The sequence below is a fragment of the Leuconostoc lactis genome (assembly GCF_007954625.1).
Classification (GTDB): Bacteria; Bacillota; Bacilli; order Lactobacillales; family Lactobacillaceae; genus Leuconostoc; species Leuconostoc lactis_A.
In genome coordinates this window covers 535,001-553,841 of the sequence record NZ_CP042420.1, presented here as the reverse complement: position 1 = coordinate 553,841, position 18,841 = coordinate 535,001, and the positions used below count along the sequence as shown (strand labels likewise).

Sequence of the window (18,841 nt, the reverse complement as noted above, 5' to 3'; positions counted from 1 at the left end):
CCCATGTTATCCACACACGTTATTTCCCGTTTTTAATCTCATCTGTTAAGGCATCAAGCATTTCTTTTGTGCGTGCATCAGACTCAGCCTTCTCGGTAATCTTGTTAGTCGCATGCAAGACCGATGAGTGATCCCGTCCGCCAAAAGCACGGCCAATATCAGGCAAACTTTCGTTGGTGAGTGTCCGGGTGAGATACATCGCGACGTGCCGGGCAGTCACTAAATCTTTTTTCCGACTGGTACTCTTCAGATCATCAATTGTTTGCATGTAATAATCGGCCACCACTTGTTGAATGCGTTCGACAGTGATTTTAAACCCTTGATTAATATTTAAATCGCCTAAAATTTGTTGGGCGGTTTCTTTCGTTGCGGGCTTATTACGGAAACGCAACATCGCCTCAAAACGGTGGAATGTCCCCTCTAGTGTTCGAATATTAGAATCAATTTTGTCAGCGATTAATTCCAACACGTCATTTGGAATGGTTAAATTATCGGTTTCTGCAAGGTTCTTGAGAATGGCCACTCGCGTTGGTAAATCAGGCTTTTGAATATCCATTGAGATCCCCGCTTCAAAGCGTGACGTCAGACGTGATTGCAAATCCACGATTTCTGTTGGCAGCTTATCGGAGGTCATAATGATTTGCTTGCCAGTTTTGGTTAAGACATTAAAGGTGTTAAAGAATTCTTCCTGCACCTTTTCTTTGCCTGACCAGAACTGAATATCATCAATTAATAAGAGATCAACAGTCCGGTATTCTTTTTTGAAGGCTGCCGTCGCCCCTTCACCTGCCCGCAATGATTCAGTGAAATCATTCAAAAAGTCTTCCGCCGTGGCGTACTTAATCCGGGCTGATGGCGTTGTTTTGGAATAGGCATTCCCGATGGCTTGCATCAAATGGGTTTTGCCCAAACCAACCCCACCGTAAATCAAGTACGGATTATAAACACGGCCGGGATCTTCAGCGACAGCGCGCGCAATCGCGTAAGCATTCTCATTACCAGCGCCGACAACAAATTTATCAAACGTGAAGTTTTCATTGAGATCGGATTCGCGGGTAAATGTGAGGTTTTCCGTTTGAATTGGCGTTGACTTTGGTAGACTTTCAGCCACGCGGAGTTCTGGTTTAATAAAGCCTTCGGCAATTTCCATGGCATATTGCACAAAACTCATGGCATAAGATTTATTCCAGTTGTCAATAATGTCGGCACTTTCTTCTGCCGGCACTTCCAAAACAATCCGTGATTCAGTTAAGGTAATGGGTGTTAAGGGTTCGATATAGGTATCAAATGAAACAGGACCAATTTCTTGATAGAACTTAGCTTTGACCTGATTCCATAATTCCTCTTTTGTAATGGGTTTTGTCACGAAAATCTCTCCTATATATTCGACACAATGCCAAAATAACGACAAATAGTCCATTTGCCGTGATGTGCCGATCAACTTTTCTGTATTTAAAGAAGAAGTAGCAAAACTAATTATAACAGTAAGAAATTGAGTTTTCCACAAGCAAAAGACAATTTTACGACCTTTCAACAGATGTGGACAAAAGAAATGAGGTGATGTGGATACTAGAACGAACAAATGTACGAGTTATCCACAAACAAACAATGTTGTACACATGTAAAAGTGTGTAAGGACAATATTTGAGGTTTGTTATAAACATTATCCACAATTTTGCAACCACAACCTGTGGATATGTGGATAACTTGTGAACACCCCTGTGATTAATGTTTCCAGAAACGTTGATCCTTCACAGGCTGGTAACTTGTTTTGGACAACTTTGTGAATTCTAAAGAAAAGTTTAAGGCCTTCAAAAAAACGCCTGTTTTTACCTAGGATGTTTGCTATAATTAAGCGTATGATCGTACTTTTTAACAAACCCTATAATGTGTTGACGAAGTTCACAGATGCTGATGGTCGGCCAACGCTAGCAGATTATATTGATATCCCACGTGTTTATGCGGCTGGTCGCTTGGATATGGATAGTGAAGGCTTGTTGCTGTTAACCGACAGTGGCAAGTTGAACCATGCTTTGACTGATCCGGAGAATAAGGCGTATAAAACATATGTAGTACAAGTTGAGGGCGTGCCAACCAAGGCGCAATTAAAGCAACTCGAAAATGGGGTTGAATTAAAGGATGGCTGGACACTGCCGGCAAAAGCTAAGCGCATCCCGTATCCAAAATGGCTATGGCCACGAGAGAATCCGATTCGTGTGCGCAAAAACCAACCCACAAGTTTTATTCAACTTAAAATTAAGGAAGGCCGTAATCGGCAAGTACGTCGGATGACTGCTGCGGTAGGGCTGCCAACTTTGCGTTTGATCCGGACGCACATTGGGGACTATCATTTGGCTGACTTGAAGCCAGGTGAATATCGCGTGATTAAATGAAGCAGCGCGTATTTTATCGTACAAAATACGATGTAACCGTGATAATATTGAAGAGATAAACAAAAACAGATGAGGTGAGACCATGGGACGTAAGTGGGAAAACATTAAGATGAAAAAGGCGCAGACCGATGGGGCTGCCGCCAAAGTCAACAGTAAGTATGGGATCGAAATCTACGCGGCTGCCAAGCAAGGCAACAGTGTTGATCCAGAAGCAAACTCAACGTTAAAGTTCGTCATTGAACGTGCCAAGCAAGCACAAGTGCCAAAGCATGTTATCGAACGTGCGTTAGAAAAGGCCAAGGGTTCAGGGGATGAAACCTTTATCGAAGGGCGCTATGAAGGCTTTGGACCAAATGGGTCATTATTGATTGTTGATACGTTGACATCTAACGTTAACCGCACAGCTACGAATGTCCGCACAGCCTTTAACAAGAACGGTGGGACTTACGGTGCCGCTGGTTCTGTCAGCTACTTATTTGATGAAACTGGCGTTGTTGTCTTTGAAGGTGACGATGCGGATGCCGTATTGGAAACGTTGTTAGAAGCCGAAGTTGATGTCCGTGATGCGGAACAACAAGACGATCAAGTGGTCGTTTATACCGAACCAGCTGATTTGCATAAGGCAATTGAGGCCCTTCGTCAAAACGGTGTGTCAGAATTTTCAACGACAGAAATTACGATGCTACCACAAGCCGAAGTCACGCTTGAAGGAGAAGACTTGGCAACATTTGAAAAGCTCGTGGATGCCCTTGAAGCCGATGATGATGTCCAAAAGGTACATCATAACGTTGCACTCTAAGCAGGGGATGAAAAAGCCATCAGTCGATGGCTTTTTTTGTTGTTCAAAATGCTGAGATAGCGTACAATGGTCATATTGGATTGAGTCACACATGAGTCAGCGATTGATTTACACGGATACGCTTGCTTATAGATGTGATCCATGATATGATTAAAATCGAATTGCAAAGTTTTTGCAGGTAAAAATCGCGAATGGAGGTGAACACACATGAAGCGTACATACCAACCAAAGAAGCGCCATCGTGAACGCGTACACGGATTCCGTAAGCGTATGAGCACGAGCAACGGTCGTAAAGTTTTGGCTCGCCGTCGTGCAAAGGGCCGCAAGGTTCTATCAGCCTAACAAGGTCGCTGCTATGCAGTGGCTTTTTTATTTTTTTAAAAGCGTGAGGACTGCTAGGGTAGGCCGGCATCGCGATGCGGCCAAAACCGCGTACATATCCCTCAAGAGAGACTAAATCTAATGAGAAAAACTTTCCGAATAAAAAAACCGGCTGAATTTCAAATCGTTTTTAATAAGCATCAGTCTGTCGCAAATAAATATTTTATTCTTTACCAGCTCCAAAAGCCTGAGCAAAAGCATTTTCGTTTGGGTTTGTCAGTGAGTAAGAAGGTTGGGAAGGCGCATGATCGTGTTTGGGTCAAGCGGCGCATTAGACAAAGTATTTTAGAACTGAAACCACAATTACCGCAAGAGTTGGACTTATTAATTATTGCGCGCCCAGCTGTTGCCAAAAAAAGCCAAAAATTCATCAAAGAACAAATCACACATGTGCTAAAATTAGCTAATATTTTGAAAGTAGAAGACCGATGAAACGTTTTGAAAATATTCTAAAAAAGATTGGCCCGTTACCCCTTATCCTAGCAGCCGTGGCGTTAGTGATTATTGTCATTGCCAGTGCCTCTTTTCACGGGCATGTTGCTTCTAATGGGCTGTGGGGCGCAATTGTTGCGGCCTTTACATCAGCTATTTTGGGGTCAGCCGCTTGGTTTGGCAACAACTACGGCATGGGTATCATTATTTTCACCATTTTGATTCGTTTCTTGATTTTGCCATTGATGGTTTATCAAGTCCATTCAATGATGAAAATGCAAGGGGTGCAACCAGCCTTGAAAGCGTTGCAAGCAAAGTATCCAGGTAAGGATACTGAAAGCCGTCAATTAATGATGGCAGAGCAACAAGCTTTGTATAAAGAAGCTGGGGTTAACCCATTTGCGTCATTGTTACCATTAATTGTACAAATGCCAGTTTTGATTGCTTTGTACCAAGCCATTTACACATCACCTGTGTTGAAGTCAGGTAAGTTCTTGTGGTTGCAATTGGGTAGTCATGATCCTTACTATGTTTTGCCAATCTTAGCGGCAGTCTTTACGTTTGCCTCATCATGGTTGTCAATGCAGTCAACGCCAGAACAAAACGGGATGACAAAGGCGATGCCTTATATTTTCCCCGTGGTGATCTTCTTTTCAGCCATTGCGGTACCAAGTGCTTTGTCACTTTACTGGGTTGTTGGTAACGTCTTCCAGACAATTCAAACATTCTTCTTGCAAAATCCGTTTAAGATTCGTCGTGAACGCGAATTACTCAAGCAAAAAGAACGTGAATTGCAACGTAAAATTAAAAAAGCAAAGCGCGGAACGCGCCGATAAACAATGCTTACAGCAGAACAACTTTCTAATAGAAAGTTGTTCTTTTTTTGTGTCTTTAGAGGCGGTTACAGTCACACAGAAAAACTGTTATAATAAATGCTGTTATGCGCTAGCGATTATTATCGTAATGGTTAGGCGTTGAATTTTAATGAAAGTAGTCAAACATTGAATGGCACAAGATGCAACAACTTCTCCAGATCATACGGTACACTTACGGCCAATGCGGCCACAAGATGTGCCTAGTGTGGCCAAGATTTATCTCACTAGCCGGCAGGCCTATTTTCCATGGGTAAAAAAGCCACAGTATGCGGATTTTGAGCGGGTGAGTGTGGGTGAATTGGTGCAAGTCGCTGTTGTGGCTGATGAAATTGTCGGCTTTGCAGCCTTATCTGAATGGGATAGTTTTTTGCATTTACTTTTTGTGAAGATTGGTTGGCAGCAACAAGGTGTGGGCAAAGCCTTACTGAATTGGGCGCGGCAGCAAGTGCAACGGCCATTAGAACTGAAAGTTGTGCAGGCTAATGTGGCAGCACAACGCTTTTATGAACGTGAAGGTTTTCGTATTGTCGCCCGCGATAATTTTGCGCAACCAAGCAATGTGACGTATAGAGATGATCGAAACAGTTAAAAAATTTAGCCGCTTTACGTGGCATCATATATCGAATTTGACCCCTGAAGATACTAAGGTCTTGGTAGCAGATCACGAATTAACTGATGAAATGATTGGGTATGCTATCGATCATAATGAAGCTGTTCGGATGGAATATGACGCGGCGGCTGAAGAAGCGTTAATGGTGATTGACGTGATTTCGTATCATGATGATGTGGTGGAAACACGGCCGATTGGAATTTTATTTGCCCATGGCGATTTATATACCTTTTCACACACCGTGACTGATTATGTGCAAGCGGTACTGTTAGCGCCGGAAAATCGGCAAGGACGGGTCGCTGATACGGATATTACGGCCATTGATTTTGTGATGACGGGCTTATATACACTGATGATGCGCTATGTCGAACAAATTACTGAAATTAACCGCAAGCGGCGGGTGATTCAATCGCAATTGGGACATCAAAAACGCACAACAAAGCAAATGAACGATTTGTTACGTTTGCAGACGCAAATGATTTACATTCAAAATTCATTAGCTAATAATCATGTGATGTTAGATACTTTTAAGCACGATTTTAAGGATAAGCTGTCTAATTTTGAGATTGAGCATATTGATGATGTGCGCGTTGAAATTAGTCAAGCTGAGCACATGGCTGATTTAGCAGTGGCGGTGATTAATTCTGTTGTTGACGCCTATGGTAACTTGAGTAGTCGCGATTTGGACTGGACCATGAAAGTCCTCACAGTCTATTCAATTGTCTTGACGGTGCCAACGATTGTGAGTGGTTTTTATGGTGAAAATGTCAAATGGTTACCGTTCGCCGATATGCAAAACAGTTGGTGGATTTCTATCTTGATTACGGTGCTGTTAATGGGACTTGTGAGTCTGTTGTTAGCACTGAACGGCTTTTTCAGAAAGTAAGGATAACGCATGAAACAGTTAGAAGAACGGATTAAACAAGAAGGTCGAGTGCTTGGCAACGATATTTTGAAGGTCGATGCTTTTTTGAACCATCAAATTGACCCTGAATTGATGCAGGCGATTGGGTCAGCTTTTGCGCAACATTTTCAAAATGACCAGATCGATAAAATTTTGACGGTGGAGTCATCAGGCATTGCACCGGCTGTCTTTACCGGTTTGGCCCTGCACGTGCCGGTAGTTTTTGCACGCAAAAACAAGTCGTTGACGTTACCCGACGGGGTTTGGACAGCTGACGTTTATTCGTATACGAAGCAGACAACTAATCACGTGATGATTGACCAGCGCTTTCTTGGTGCCGGAGAACGCGTGTTGATTATTGATGATTTCTTGGCGAATGGGCAAGCAGTGGCTGGGTTACTTGATATTGTTGATCAAGCACAAGCGGTTGCGGTAGGTGCTGGGATTGTGATTGAAAAGTCATTCCAAAAGGGTCGGCAATTGTTAGATGACCGTGGTTTGCCGGTGGTTAGTTTAGCGCGGATTAAAGCATTTCGCGATGGGCAAGTTGAATTCGATTCATAAACATGTTTCACGTGAAACACAAAAAGCGCAGTGGTTAACCGCTGCGCTTTTTGTGAATAAAGAAGAGGGGATGTGTCTGTGTGAGGCCGCATGATTAAAATTTACGGAGTAAGGCATAGATATGTTGATCAAGTGTTGTAGCTGAAATGGCTAAGTCTTGTGTCACAAAGTCCATCACCAGGCCCATGATGCCGGACACAATAAAATTGATTTCAACCGTATCGGGGATATTGTTGGGTAAAGTGGCTTCGAGCGCACAAGCTTTTTGAATAAAGGCAACTTTCACTTGCTGGAAAACAGCGGCGCCAATGGTTGGCTGACGTAACAAAACGGCCACTGTGTCTTGGTGGCTGCCAATGTAGGCCACAAGCTGGTGACTTAATGTTTTGAGAATCGCATGGTTTTCTGCTGTTGTCGGATAATTTTGACTGAAAATTTGGGTGATATCGCTGATTAAACTCGCCACAAGGTGATCGTGTAGATCATACATATCGCGGTAATAGCGATAAAAAGTACCGCGGTTAATATCGGCGGTATCGGCTAATTGCGCCACGGTAATTTTATCAAGGGGCTGTTCGGCCAATAACTGAATAAAGACCTGTTTAATTTGCGCTTGCGTTTTAATTTGTCTGCGATCCATGACCTGTTGTTCCTCAATTGGCTGAGATGTGTGCGATAAGCGACACATCAACGAGATGTGTTTATTGTAACATGCCATTCAGCGCGATAGACTGGGGATAAGCTAAGTTTTCAAACCGCGGTTAAAGGAGCAAGCCATGCATTTTAGATTAGCAGTTGTGCCAGAAATTAATTATTTATCGACGTTAGTTGCCGATGCCTTTCAGCATTATGCGTTATACCAACAAACGATTGGACAAACTTTTACAAAAAAGGCAGACTATCAGCGCTTTATTCAGCAATTACATGCGGTACATGTTGCCGTCAACGTTCACCTTAAAAAAGCGTTTGTTGTTGAAGAGCAGCAACAAATTGTGTCGGTGGTCATTTTAGATTCGCCGCAATTACCCACCGCCAGTATTTGGCAGTATTTGAAATATGGCGGTTTAAAATTACTGCCGTACGTCTTGACCCATCAATTGGGCCGATTTTTACAGATGTTAGATGATGCCGAAAAAGTCCCACAACAAGATCAGCAGGCCAATTGGCATGTTAATTTATTAGCAGTCAATCCAGCACATCAAGGCCAGCAAATTGGATCAAAAACATTAACCCAATTTGTTTTACCATATGTTAAAAAGCACGGTGGCCAACAGGTATCATTAATTACCAATACGGCACGCAACGTGGCTTTTTACCAGAAAAATGCTTTTCAAGTGATCGATGAGCGCGTACTCGCTTTTCAAACAACCCAAGTCAAGTCTTGGGCGTTGGTCCGACAAGTTTAAACGACTTCACAAAACAGACACGTCGCTATTTTGCAACGTGTCTGTTTTGTTAATGTCTCGGGTTAATTGGTATAATAGGAACAATGATAATTTTCTTATGACGGCCGATAGATTGATGAAACACGTCGTACTGGTCATGAGAAAGGAGAGCCCCGTGACAATACATATTATTCCGGATTGGCAAGATTACGCCAGACGTTTACCTGAATTCAATGATAGTGTGCACCAAGCACAACTTTTTCTGTCGCAAGGTCAAGCAGTCGAGTTGATTGTGATTGATTTTTTGCCACATTTAAATCAAATTTTATTGCATACGGCATTGACTGAAACCAAAATTTGGGCGGTACATGATGTGTTGCAGCGGGTAAGACTTACTGCCGATCGCCCAGTGGCGGTCACTGATTTTACCTGGCCAGCGCAGGCACAATTTATTTATTTGCCGGATCGTATTTTAGTGCAAGTTGATGATCAACTTTATGCAACGGTGTGGTTAGATCAAGCATGGCGTACGCGCATCGTGGCGATCGATTTGTGGACCGACGATAAACGCACCCAACAACTGCTGATTGATTACCGTGGTTTTGTCTCACGGGTCACGACGTTTAATGCGCAAGGTGACAAAATACGCCAAGATTACTTAACCCCTAGTGGTGCAGTTGCTGTGCAAGAGGATTGTGTCTCTGGGGCGGTGACCACGCAGCAGAACTGGACTGCGCAAACCCAATTTAAAAATATGGCGGAACTCGTGGTGGCAGCATTGGCACATCATTTAGATAACGTCCCTGCGGAAGAGAACTTGATCATCGCCCAGAGTCAACGATCAATGTTTTTAATTAGTCAAATCTCACCCAAGCAGCCGGTGATATTGAGTTATCAAGCACAACGAACGAACCCGCAGTTAGCGCAAGCCTTGTTATTACAAATCACTGGTATCGTGTCACACGCCGTGACGGATACCCAAGCCCAATATGATAAGATTGTGGCCCAATTGGCGAATCCAGAGCAATTGGCAATTATTCCACCATTTCCGGTGCAAACAGCGGAACTGCCCAACCTACAATTGCCAATTGCAATTATCTATTGGGTGGCCGATGATTTGAATCAGGCCGATTTTGAAGCAGTTCGTATCGCCATGACGCTGCAACCAGAGGCCATTGTGTTCATTGAAACGGCGCAACCGCATACCGAATTTGATGCGTTAATTAAAATTGCGAGTCAAACCGCAACGAATGCGCATGGATTAGTTGATGAAGCCAGTCAAGCGGCTTATCAAGGCCGTTTCCAGTTTATACCACCACAAGATGAAGCGCAGCGTTTACAATATATGTCAAATGCACGGGTTTTGCTTGATCTCGGTGAGACCCCTGATCAGTTTATGCAAACAGCCGCGCTTGCTTATGCCGTGCCGCAAATTAACCGCACGGTCACTGAGTATGTTTTGCCAGAAAAAAATGGGCAAATTGTGACAAACCAAGCGGAATTAGTAGCGGCATTACAAGGCTACTTAACAGCGTCACAACGTGATCAAGTCGTGAAAGAAACGGCTCGAGAATTAGGCCAAACGATGAGTGATGAGTATCTATGGATTAAGTGGCAACAAGTCTTTAATAAAATCAAGCAGCAGCGTCAGTCATCATGACGACGATGTGGCATCGTGCAAGGTAGGATAAATGGCAGAAATTTCAGTACTTCAAATAGGTGCCGAGAATTGGACACCACAAATTAAAACAGCCAAAATTGATTGGCAATATACCACAATTTTAGATTTACCCACCCGACTGGCCTTGCAAAAGGATCCGTATGTTTTAGAACAAACCTATGTTGTGCTAACCGATGAGACGCTTGAGAGTACGTTGTTATCTAGTCAAATCAACGACTGGCCAGCGCGACGCGTTTTATATTTTGCACAACAAATCACCCCAGAATTTCAAGCAATTTTAGATGAACGTCAGGCTTTTCGTATTGCTGAAAAAACGCCACGTGCAGTAGCTGAACGGATTTTAAGCGATTTTCAATTTGAACAAATCGGGTTTTCAACCCGATTTAGTGAAACGCAGTTTATCCCGATGCCATCAGAAACAACGCACTTTGAACGTCAAGGACGTTTTTCAGCGCGTTTCAGTGGTGATTTTGGGGATGCATGGCAACAAATTGGCGCGTTAAAAACATTTGCTGCCGATTTTGCAGCGACAACAGAGAACGTGGTGTGGTTAGATTATGAACAAAGTGGCACGGCGGAAGTTCAGTTGCAGTTTGTTTTCTTTCGTGATGGGCATATTCAATTACGCCAGACCGTTACTGGGGACCAATTACGTCAGTTAACAACGGTTGGTGGTTTGCAGGACTACGATAATTATCAAATTATTGTTTTAGCACGGGGACACGGTGTCTTGGATTTGCATGTGCTACACCAACGGCGGTCACGCCACGGCGTAGGGGTGTTGATGCCAGGGGATGATTGGCAATTAACGGCTGAAAACGAGGAAATTTTAAGTTATTTCGACCCAGGTGACCGTCAGGCACCATTAATTGTGAATTTTTCTGGTATTCGCTTGCATGTGGATGGCTTTGAAATGCGCGGGCCACTGCGTGAACTTGGGACACCGTATTTGCTCTTTACGGATACGCGGATGCAAGGTGGTGCGTTTGATATTGGGACCGAATTATATGAAAAAACCGTAATTGAAACGATTAAACGGGCAATGGCGACGCTGAATTTAAAACCAGAAGACGTTATTTTAACGGGTTATTCAATGGGGAGCTTCCCAGCGATGTATTACGCGGCTGATATTAAGCCGCGTGCCGTCGTGATTGCCAAACCCATTATTAATCTGGGGACATTTACTGCTAATTCTGATTTCCCTCACGGCTATAATCAAGATTGGACGTTGGATGTTCGGCGTTATTTAGCTGGTCGAATGGATCCGGAAGATACAGAACCGTTGAATCAGATTTTTTGGGAACATATTCAAAATGTCGATTGGTCAAAAATTGCGGTAGATCTGTTAACCATGACAGATGATGAATATGACGGGCAGAGTTTGCCGGAATTATTGGCTTTCTTTCAGTCACGCGATACACCATTAACACATCAACAAGAAGTTGGGACACATACGGCTAAAATTCCCGAAATGGTGCAATTTATGACGGCAGCGCTAGCCAAGTGGCGTGATATCATCCGACAGGAGGCACAATAAGACTTATGCAATATCAAATTTATTGGACGCCACAAACGCACTTGTTAGAATTACAAGGGGCAACCGTTGATTTTCGTGCTTTGGACACGGTGTTTTATGAACACTACTTCTTGCCGAGTGGGCAAGCCGTGGTGACCTGGCATTCAAAACAAGCCTATGACAAGCAGCAGCAATTAGCTGATTTGCCACAACTAGTGCCCGGTGAAACGTATACGATCACACGACACATTGAAAATAGTGAGCGAATGTTTGCTTATTTAGTCGTCACTTTTTATGATCAGCAACATCAAGTTTTACTGAACAATAGTCAAAACCAAGATGAAATCACCGTGACGGTGCCAGAGAATTATGATTTTTACACGATTGGATTGCATGCCGCCGGGGCTGGGCATTTTACTTTTCATGATATTTTGATTCGCCCAAAGATAAATGGCATCTTACGCGACAGTGACATGGAGATTGCTCCACGTTTTTATAGTGATGTGCATATTCCAAAAGTTGTCACGTCTAAAACACTACGGGTCATTTTTTCAGAACCTGAGCATGGTGTGACCGATTACATGTCGCGTTGGATTAAAACAACGCAACAAGCGGTCCAATACATTGCCAGCAGTTTGCCGCAGGCAGCGTTTTATCGACAACATGAAGCCGAAATAATTGCGAGTGTGAAAGCGGCCCGTCGCAAAGTCCGCGCCCGTCACATTGAGTTTGTCGGCTATGGACCAATTTCGAGTTATGCGGCGCTCTACTATCAAAGTCAGATTAAAGGCAGTGCGGCAGTTATTAGTGACGATGTCAATTTGGCACCAACGCCAGCACTTAAGATGGCGCGGACGGTCACGCGGGTAAGTTATTTGGGACACCCCATTGCGCCCAATTTGGATACGCCGGTGTTATTATCGCACCCAGCGTATGAACGATTAGATGCACTGCATTATGACACGCCAACCCCAGAAGAGGTGCGCCGTCAAGCAGCGTATGATGCGGCACATCCTAAGAAACGTGGTTTGACGCAATTTTTTACCAAAAATAAAAAATAACACGCCAAATTGCTTGGCGTGTTAAATAGTTAGTGTTTTGGTTGTCAGGGTAACGGTGCTCGTACTTGTGAGCGTGTTCGTCTGGGCTTCATGAATGGTGACCTGCCAAACTTGTAAGCGATGGCCAACGCTAATTGGCGTGGCGGTGGCCACCAGGGTGCCTTGAGATACAGGGGCAAGGTGATGAGTAGTTAAATCAACACCAACAGCGACTTGCCCTTCAGGGAGCGTGGCATTGGCCCCTAGTGAAGCGGCCGTTTCGGCCAAAAGGGCATTCACGCCACCGTGCACAAGGCCGTAAGGTTGCATCAGTTGTGCGGTCACGTTGACGGTAACGATTGTTTTTTCTGCTGATAATAATGTGGTTTTTAAGCCTAAAAGTTCTATAATGTTCATAGGACTAAAATCCCCTTTCTGAATGGAGTATAACATATGACAACTTGGCACGCCGTAAAAGCGTACAACGAAATTTTATTTGAAACGAATGCTGACGGGAAAAATCCTGGGCAGGTTGCAAAAATCACGATGAACGATGTTAGCACACATAATGCCTTTACCCCTGGCATGGTGGCTGAAATGATCGATGCTTTCACGATTGCGCGTGACGATGCACGCATCGGGGTGATTATCCTGACTGGTGCAGGGGATGAAGCCTTTTCTTCTGGTGGGAACCAGAAGGTACGTGGTAATGGTGGTTACGTTGGTGGCGACGGCATTCCACGTTTGAATGTCTTAGATTTGCAACGCTTAATGCGGATTATTCCAAAGCCAATCATTGCCATGGTCAAAGGCTGGTCAGTTGGTGGCGGAAACGTTTTGCAACTGGTGGCTGATTTAACCGTGGCGGCTGACAACGCCAAGTTTGGCCAAACTGGTCCCATGGTTGGGTCTTTTGATGCGGGTTATGGCTCAGGTTATCTTGCCCGTGTAATTGGGCACAAGCGTGCCAAGGAAGTTTGGTTCTTAAACCATTTCTATACAGCACAAGAAGCCTATGACATGAATTGGATTAATAAAGTGGTGCCACTTGCTGAAGTCGAAGATGCCACAATGGTCTGGGCTGACGAACTGCTCACTAAATCGCCAACTGCTTTGCGCTTTATTAAAGCGGCCATGAACGCGGATACTGACGGTTTGGCTGGCTTGCAACAATTTGCTGGTGATGCCACACTGCTGTATTATACGTCTGACGAAGCCAAAGAAGGCCGTGATGCCTTTAAAGAAAAGCGAACACCAAACTTTGATCAATACCCAAAGTTTCCATAAATCATAATGGCGAACCCAGCAGGTTTGCCTGTTACGAAAAAACACCACGATGAGTCGTGGTGTTTTTTTGCGCGTTAAAGTTGTTAAAAAGCTGGCAACCGTGTATTTTGATTGTTAAATATGAGTTTTAGATGAAAATTATTTGACAAAAAATCTCATATAATGCACAATAACAGATAAAAGGATCAATCATGACGTTAAAAATTGCTATTGCCCAAATGGACATTGCTTTAGGACAACCGGAGATAAATCAAGTGACGGTGGCGCAGTATGCCCAACGGGCCGCTGCTGCTGGCGTTGATGTCCTTGTTTATCCAGAAATGTGGCAAACAGGATATGCGTTAGATCAGTTGCCAACGTTAGCTGATCGTGCAGGTGCAAGCACGCAGCAATTATTAGCACAGCTCACTAAAAAATATCATTTGAATATTGTGGGCGGTTCTGTTGCCACACAACAAGGGGAACGGTTTTATAACACGATGTATGTGGTGGACCAAATGGGCCAGCTTGTCAGTACCTATCATAAGGCGCATCTTTTTGGATTAATGGCTGAGGAGCAATACATTGCTGCGGGTGATCAAAAAAATACCTTTGAATTAGCGGGTGTGTCAGCTGCTGGGGTGATTTGTTATGATATTCGGTTTCCAGAATGGCTACGGGCCATGATGGCCGAGGGCCCACAACAAATTCTCTACGTCGCAGCTGAGTGGCCAATTCAACGCATTGACCAGTGGCAGATTTTATTGCAAGCACGTGCCATTGAAAATCAGGCCTTTGTGGTTGCTGCCAACCGGGTTGGGCGTGACGCAGACAATCAATTTGGTGGTCGATCGCTGGTGATTGATCCACTGGGTCAAATTGTGGCACAAGCGAGTGATACGGATGAAGCCCTACTTGTTGTGACAATTGATATAGCCGACGAAAAGACAGTACGTGGCCAAATTCCGGTGTTTCATGATCGGCGCCCTGAATTGTATTATTAGGAGAGATTATGCATTTTCAACAATCAGATTTACTTAAAACACTGCCAAAACAATTTTTCGCCTCATTGGTGAGTCGAGTAAACGCTAAAATTGCAGCTGGTGCTGACGTGATTAATCTTGGGCAAGGGAACCCGGATTTACCCACGCCAGATTACATCGTCCAGGCGATGCAACAGGCAACAGCCGTGGCGGCCGATCATCAATATTCTGCGTTTCGTGGTGAGATGCGGTTTAAGACAGCCATTGCGCAATTTTATTTTGATACTTATGGCGTGGTTTTGGATCCTGCAACAGAAGTTGCCGTGTTAGCAGGAAGTAAAATTGGCTTAGTTGAATTGCCTTTGGCCTTAATGAATCCAGGCGAAACCTTGTTGTTACCAAATCCTGGTTATCCTGATTATTGGTCGGGGGCAGCGTTAGGTCGTGTTGCGGTTGAACAAGTTGAATTGAAAAGAGATAACGACTTCTTAATTGACTACGATGACATTCCGGCTGATATGGCACAACGCGCAAAACTTCTTTATATGAATTATCCTAATAATCCAACGGGGGCTGTGGCAACAGCCGACTTTTATGAGCAAACAGTAGCCTTTGCGAAGCAAAATCAAGTCGGAATTATATCGGACTTTGCTTATGGGGCCATTGGGTTTGATGGGCATCAACCACGATCCTTTATGCAAACACCGGGCGCAAAGACTGTTGGTATTGAAACCTATACCTTCTCAAAAACATTTAATATGGCTGGGTGGCGTGTCGGTTTTGCCGTTGGAAATGCTGACATGATTGAAGCGATTAATGTCATTCAAGATCATTTGTTTGTTTCGCTATTTCCGGCTGTTCAAGATGCAGCCATTGCGGCATTAGCACACTATCATGATCAAAATAGTGCGGTTGCAAACTTGGTGCAAGTCTATCAACAACGGCGTGATGCTTTTGTCCAAGCTGTTCGCGCCTATAATTGGGAACCGTATGTCCCTAAGGGGGCATTTTATGTGTTAATGCCAGTACCAGCGGGTTATACGTCTGCAAGCTTTGCAGATTTACTCTTAGAAGAAGCAAATGTGGCAGTGGCCGATGCGTCAGGGTTCGGGGATGCAGGAGCGGGGTACGTGAGGGTCAGTCTAACGACTGACGTAACACGGTTAGTTGAAGCTGCACGTCGAATTGGTGAATTACCAGTATTTAAAACGCACTAAACGATAGCATTACAGGCCAATCCGGACACGGATTGGCCTGTAATTTTAAAATCATGAAAAAAGGGGTTGACGAGAGGTGAGAAAGGCGGTATATTAGTATATGTTCTAACGGCGACGGATAAGCAAGCGGTTACAGTGAGAGATTTCTGAAAGAAATTTCGAAAGAAGTAGTTGACAAGCGAAACGCGACGTAGTAGAATAATAAAGTTGTCTTAGCGGTGCGAAAGCGCAGCGGGGATGATTACGAAAAAACATTTTGAAAAAGGTGTTGACAAGTAATCAACCGCGTGATAAGATAATATAGTTGTCTCAGCGACAACAAGTAGCACATTGAAAACTGAACAAAACTTTGAACAAACGAATCTGTTACTAGTTATTAGCAGTAATAACTGAAACAAATTTGCGAAGTCAATTCGTAACAAACAATAAACGGATAGTCGTTATAGAGATATAGCAATTAGTCAGTTTAATCGAAGAGTACATCTTCAAACGATGAATTTAATTCATTTAAATTGAGAGTTTGATCCTGGCTCAGGATGAACGCTGGCGGCGTGCCTAATACATGCAAGTCGAACGCGCAGCGAAAGGTGCTTGCACCTTTCAAGCGAGTGGCGAACGGGTGAGTAACACGTGGATAACCTGCCTCAAGGCTGGGGATAACATTTGGAAACAGATGCTAATACCGAATAAAACTTAGTATCGCATGATACAAAGTTGAAAGGCGCTACGGCGTCACCTAGAGATGGGTCCGCGGTGCATTAGTTAGTTGGTGGGGTAAAGGCCTACCAAGACAATGATGCATAGCCGAGTTGAGAGACTGATCGGCCACATTGGGACTGAGACACGGCCCAAACTCCTACGGGAGGCTGCAGTAGGGAATCTTCCACAATGGGCGAAAGCCTGATGGAGCAACGCCGCGTGTGTGATGAAGGCTTTAGGGTCGTAAAGCACTGTTGTATGGGAAGAAATGCTAGAATAGGGAATGATTTTAGTTCGACGGTACCATACCAGAAAGGGACGGCTAAATACGTGCCAGCAGCCGCGGTAATACGTATGTCCCGAGCGTTATCCGGATTTATTGGGCGTAAAGCGAGCGCAGACGGTTGATTAAGTCTGATGTGAAAGCCCGGAGCTCAACTCCGGAATGGCATTGGAAACTGGTTAACTTGAGTGTTGTAGAGGTAAGTGGAACTCCATGTGTAGCGGTGGAATGCGTAGATATATGGAAGAACACCAGTGGCGAAGGCGGCTTACTGGACAACAACTGACGTTGAGGCTCGAAAGTGTGGGTAGCAAACAGGATTAGATACCCTGGTAGTCCACACCGTAAACGATGAATACTAGGTGTTAGGAGGTTTCCGCCTCTTAGTGCCGAAGCTAACGCATTAAGTATTCCGCCTGGGGAGTACGACCGCAAGGTTGAAACTCAAAGGAATTGACGGGGACCCGCACAAGCGGTGGAGCATGTGGTTTAATTCGAAGCAACGCGAAGAACCTTACCAGGTCTTGACATCCTTTGAAGCTTTTAGAGATAGAAGTGTTCTCTTCGGAGACAAAGTGACAGGTGGTGCATGGTCGTCGTCAGCTCGTGTCGTGAGATGTTGGGTTAAGTCCCGCAACGAGCGCAACCCTTATTGTTAGTTGCCAGCATTCAGTTGGGCACTCTAGCGAGACTGCCGGTGACAAACCGGAGGAAGGCGGGGACGACGTCAGATCATCATGCCCCTTATGACCTGGGCTACACACGTGCTACAATGGCGTATACAACGAGTTGCCAACCCGCGAGGGTGAGCTAATCTCTTAAAGTACGTCTCAGTTCGGACTGCAGTCTGCAACTCGACTGCACGAAGTCGGAATCGCTAGTAATCGCGGATCAGCACGCCGCGGTGAATACGTTCCCGGGTCTTGTACACACCGCCCGTCACACCATGGGAGTTTGTAATGCCCAAAGCCGGTGGCCTAACCTTATGGAGGGAGCCGTCTAAGGCAGGACAGATGACTAGGGTGAAGTCGTAACAAGGTAGCCGTAGGAGAACCTGCGGCTGGATCACCTCCTTTCTAAGGATAATCGGAAAGTGACAGTACATTAGATTGTAAATTTGGCAGTTCAAAGTTTTGTTTAGTTTTGAGTGTGGTACTGTAATAGGTATCATGGTCAAAAATGATCCTATGGGGAATTAGCTCAGCTGGGAGAGCACCTGCTTTGCAAGCAGGGGTCAGCGGTTCGATCCCGCTATTCTCCATAGACAGCCGAAAGGTTGTCGCGGTTGTACATTGAAAACTGAATAGTAACAAATTCTTTTAAATAATTGAAAAATTAATTAAATTGAACCGAGAAACAACACAAAAAAGTTCTTTAATAAAGAACGGTTTAATCGCAGGTCTGAAAAATGACCAACTCATAAACTTAAACCACAACTTCGGTTGTATAGGTTAAGTTAATAAGGGCGCGTGGTGGATGCCTTGGCACTAGGAGCCGATGAAGGACGTGACTAACTACGATAAGCTTTGGTGAGCGGTAAGTACGCTATGACCCAGAGATTTCCGAATGGGGAAACCCAACTCGAAGAGAGTTGTCATTATCTGAATACATAGGATAATGACGGAACACGCTGTGAACTGAAACATCTCATTAGCAGCAGGAGAAGAAAGAAAAATCGATTCCCTAAGTAGCGGCGAGCGAAAAGGGAAGAGCCCAAACCAGAGTGCTTGCACTCTGGGGTTGTAGGACTGATATATAGGAGTTACAAAAGTGTTTTATAGCAGAACAAGCTGGGAAGCTTGGCTATAGAGGG

General features: G+C 44.4%; 18 protein-coding genes, 1 tRNA gene and 2 rRNA genes (1 of these 21 only partly in view). 18 read left to right on the top strand and 3 right to left on the bottom strand.

The annotated features are described in order from the left end of the window. Positions 1 to 19: 19 nt before the first annotated feature. Complete coding sequence (dnaA, locus tag FGL80_RS02890; RefSeq protein ID WP_010000007.1) at positions 20 to 1,366, bottom strand: chromosomal replication initiator protein DnaA; 1,347 nt, start codon at positions 1,364 to 1,366, stop codon at positions 20 to 22. A gap of 493 nt (positions 1,367 to 1,859) precedes the next feature. Between dnaA and FGL80_RS02885 the strand changes: the two genes are divergently transcribed. The 8 genes from FGL80_RS02885 to FGL80_RS02850 all read left to right on the top strand — a co-directional run bounded on the left by FGL80_RS02885 (position 1,860) and on the right by FGL80_RS02850 (position 6,958). Continuing rightward, on the top strand, positions 1,860 to 2,393 hold the full coding sequence (locus FGL80_RS02885; protein ID WP_010000008.1) for an rRNA large subunit pseudouridine synthase E: 534 nt from the start codon (positions 1,860 to 1,862) through the stop codon (positions 2,391 to 2,393). A gap of 82 nt (positions 2,394 to 2,475) precedes the next feature. Beyond that, on the top strand, positions 2,476 to 3,192 hold the full coding sequence (locus FGL80_RS02880) for a YebC/PmpR family DNA-binding transcriptional regulator (RefSeq protein ID WP_010004821.1): 717 nt from the start codon (positions 2,476 to 2,478) through the stop codon (positions 3,190 to 3,192). Between the two features lie 207 nt (positions 3,193 to 3,399). After that, positions 3,400 to 3,534 carry a 50S ribosomal protein L34 gene (gene rpmH / locus FGL80_RS02875; RefSeq protein ID WP_002816117.1) on the top strand — a complete coding sequence of 45 codons (135 nt, stop codon included), beginning with the start codon at positions 3,400 to 3,402 and terminating at the stop codon, positions 3,532 to 3,534. A 120-nt stretch (positions 3,535 to 3,654) separates the two neighbouring features. Continuing rightward, positions 3,655 to 4,005: a ribonuclease P protein component gene (gene rnpA, locus FGL80_RS02870; RefSeq protein ID WP_010004820.1), complete on the top strand. Its 351-nt coding sequence runs from the start codon at positions 3,655 to 3,657 to the stop codon at positions 4,003 to 4,005. Further along, the gene (locus FGL80_RS02865) at positions 4,002 to 4,841 is read left to right on the top strand and encodes a YidC/Oxa1 family membrane protein insertase (RefSeq protein ID WP_010000016.1); all 840 of its coding nucleotides are present in this window, start codon (positions 4,002 to 4,004) and stop codon (positions 4,839 to 4,841) included. The genes rnpA and FGL80_RS02865 overlap by 4 nt, the downstream gene beginning before the upstream one ends. A 169-nt stretch (positions 4,842 to 5,010) precedes the next feature. Beyond that, a complete protein-coding gene (locus FGL80_RS02860; protein WP_055308538.1) occupies positions 5,011 to 5,469 on the top strand; it encodes a GNAT family N-acetyltransferase in 459 nt (152 codons plus the stop codon). Next, positions 5,453 to 6,376: a magnesium transporter CorA family protein gene (locus FGL80_RS02855; RefSeq protein ID WP_010000019.1), complete on the top strand. Its 924-nt coding sequence runs from the start codon at positions 5,453 to 5,455 to the stop codon at positions 6,374 to 6,376. The genes FGL80_RS02860 and FGL80_RS02855 overlap by 17 nt, the downstream gene beginning before the upstream one ends. A 9-nt stretch (positions 6,377 to 6,385) precedes the next feature. Beyond that, positions 6,386 to 6,958: a xanthine phosphoribosyltransferase gene (locus tag FGL80_RS02850; RefSeq protein ID WP_010000020.1), complete on the top strand. Its 573-nt coding sequence runs from the start codon at positions 6,386 to 6,388 to the stop codon at positions 6,956 to 6,958. Between the two features lie 94 nt (positions 6,959 to 7,052). Here FGL80_RS02850 and FGL80_RS02845 read toward each other — a convergent pair whose 3' ends face one another. Beyond that, positions 7,053 to 7,598 carry a TetR/AcrR family transcriptional regulator gene (locus FGL80_RS02845; protein ID WP_055308539.1) on the bottom strand — a complete coding sequence of 182 codons (546 nt, stop codon included), beginning with the start codon at positions 7,596 to 7,598 and terminating at the stop codon, positions 7,053 to 7,055. A gap of 136 nt (positions 7,599 to 7,734) precedes the next feature. Here FGL80_RS02845 and FGL80_RS02840 point away from each other — a divergent pair, with 136 nt between their 5' ends. The 4 genes from FGL80_RS02840 (at position 7,735) to asp3 (ending at position 12,601) form a co-directional block, all read left to right on the top strand. Continuing rightward, positions 7,735 to 8,364 (top strand): GNAT family N-acetyltransferase, encoded by a 630-nt coding sequence (locus FGL80_RS02840; RefSeq protein ID WP_055308540.1) that lies wholly within the window; start codon positions 7,735 to 7,737, stop codon positions 8,362 to 8,364. Positions 8,365 to 8,518: 154 nt separating this feature from the next. Next, positions 8,519 to 10,003, top strand: coding sequence for an accessory Sec system protein Asp1 (gene asp1 / locus FGL80_RS02835; protein ID WP_055308541.1), 1,485 nt, complete (start codon positions 8,519 to 8,521; stop codon positions 10,001 to 10,003). 31 nt (positions 10,004 to 10,034) lie between these two features. After that, positions 10,035 to 11,561, top strand: a complete 1,527-nt coding sequence (gene asp2, locus FGL80_RS02830) for an accessory Sec system protein Asp2 (RefSeq protein ID WP_055308542.1) — start codon at positions 10,035 to 10,037, stop codon at positions 11,559 to 11,561. Between the two features lie 5 nt (positions 11,562 to 11,566). Then, positions 11,567 to 12,601: an accessory Sec system protein Asp3 gene (gene asp3, locus FGL80_RS02825; protein ID WP_147001790.1), complete on the top strand. Its 1,035-nt coding sequence runs from the start codon at positions 11,567 to 11,569 to the stop codon at positions 12,599 to 12,601. Between the two features lie 21 nt (positions 12,602 to 12,622). On the opposite strand, the gene FGL80_RS02820 is transcribed toward asp3, so the two are convergent. Further along, the gene (locus FGL80_RS02820) at positions 12,623 to 12,997 is read right to left on the bottom strand and encodes a PaaI family thioesterase (protein ID WP_055308544.1); all 375 of its coding nucleotides are present in this window, start codon (positions 12,995 to 12,997) and stop codon (positions 12,623 to 12,625) included. A gap of 36 nt (positions 12,998 to 13,033) precedes the next feature. Between FGL80_RS02820 and menB the strand changes: the two genes are divergently transcribed. The 6 genes from menB to FGL80_RS02790 form a co-directional block, all read left to right on the top strand. Further along, the gene (gene menB, locus FGL80_RS02815) at positions 13,034 to 13,867 is read left to right on the top strand and encodes a 1,4-dihydroxy-2-naphthoyl-CoA synthase (RefSeq protein WP_055308545.1); all 834 of its coding nucleotides are present in this window, start codon (positions 13,034 to 13,036) and stop codon (positions 13,865 to 13,867) included. A gap of 191 nt (positions 13,868 to 14,058) precedes the next feature. Continuing rightward, positions 14,059 to 14,850, top strand: a complete 792-nt coding sequence (locus FGL80_RS02810) for a carbon-nitrogen family hydrolase (RefSeq protein ID WP_055308546.1) — start codon at positions 14,059 to 14,061, stop codon at positions 14,848 to 14,850. Between the two features lie 8 nt (positions 14,851 to 14,858). Further along, positions 14,859 to 16,046, top strand: a complete 1,188-nt coding sequence (locus FGL80_RS02805; RefSeq protein WP_055308547.1) for a pyridoxal phosphate-dependent aminotransferase — start codon at positions 14,859 to 14,861, stop codon at positions 16,044 to 16,046. Between the two features lie 508 nt (positions 16,047 to 16,554). Then, positions 16,555 to 18,104 (top strand): 16S ribosomal RNA (locus tag FGL80_RS02800). Between the two features lie 113 nt (positions 18,105 to 18,217). Continuing rightward, positions 18,218 to 18,289: transfer RNA gene (locus tag FGL80_RS02795), tRNA-Ala, on the top strand. Positions 18,290 to 18,477: 188 nt separating this feature from the next. Continuing rightward, positions 18,478 to 18,841, top strand: a 23S ribosomal RNA gene (locus FGL80_RS02790) (it continues 2,546 nt past the right edge of the window). Together the 16S and 23S rRNA genes with 1 tRNA gene alongside form the textbook arrangement of a ribosomal RNA operon.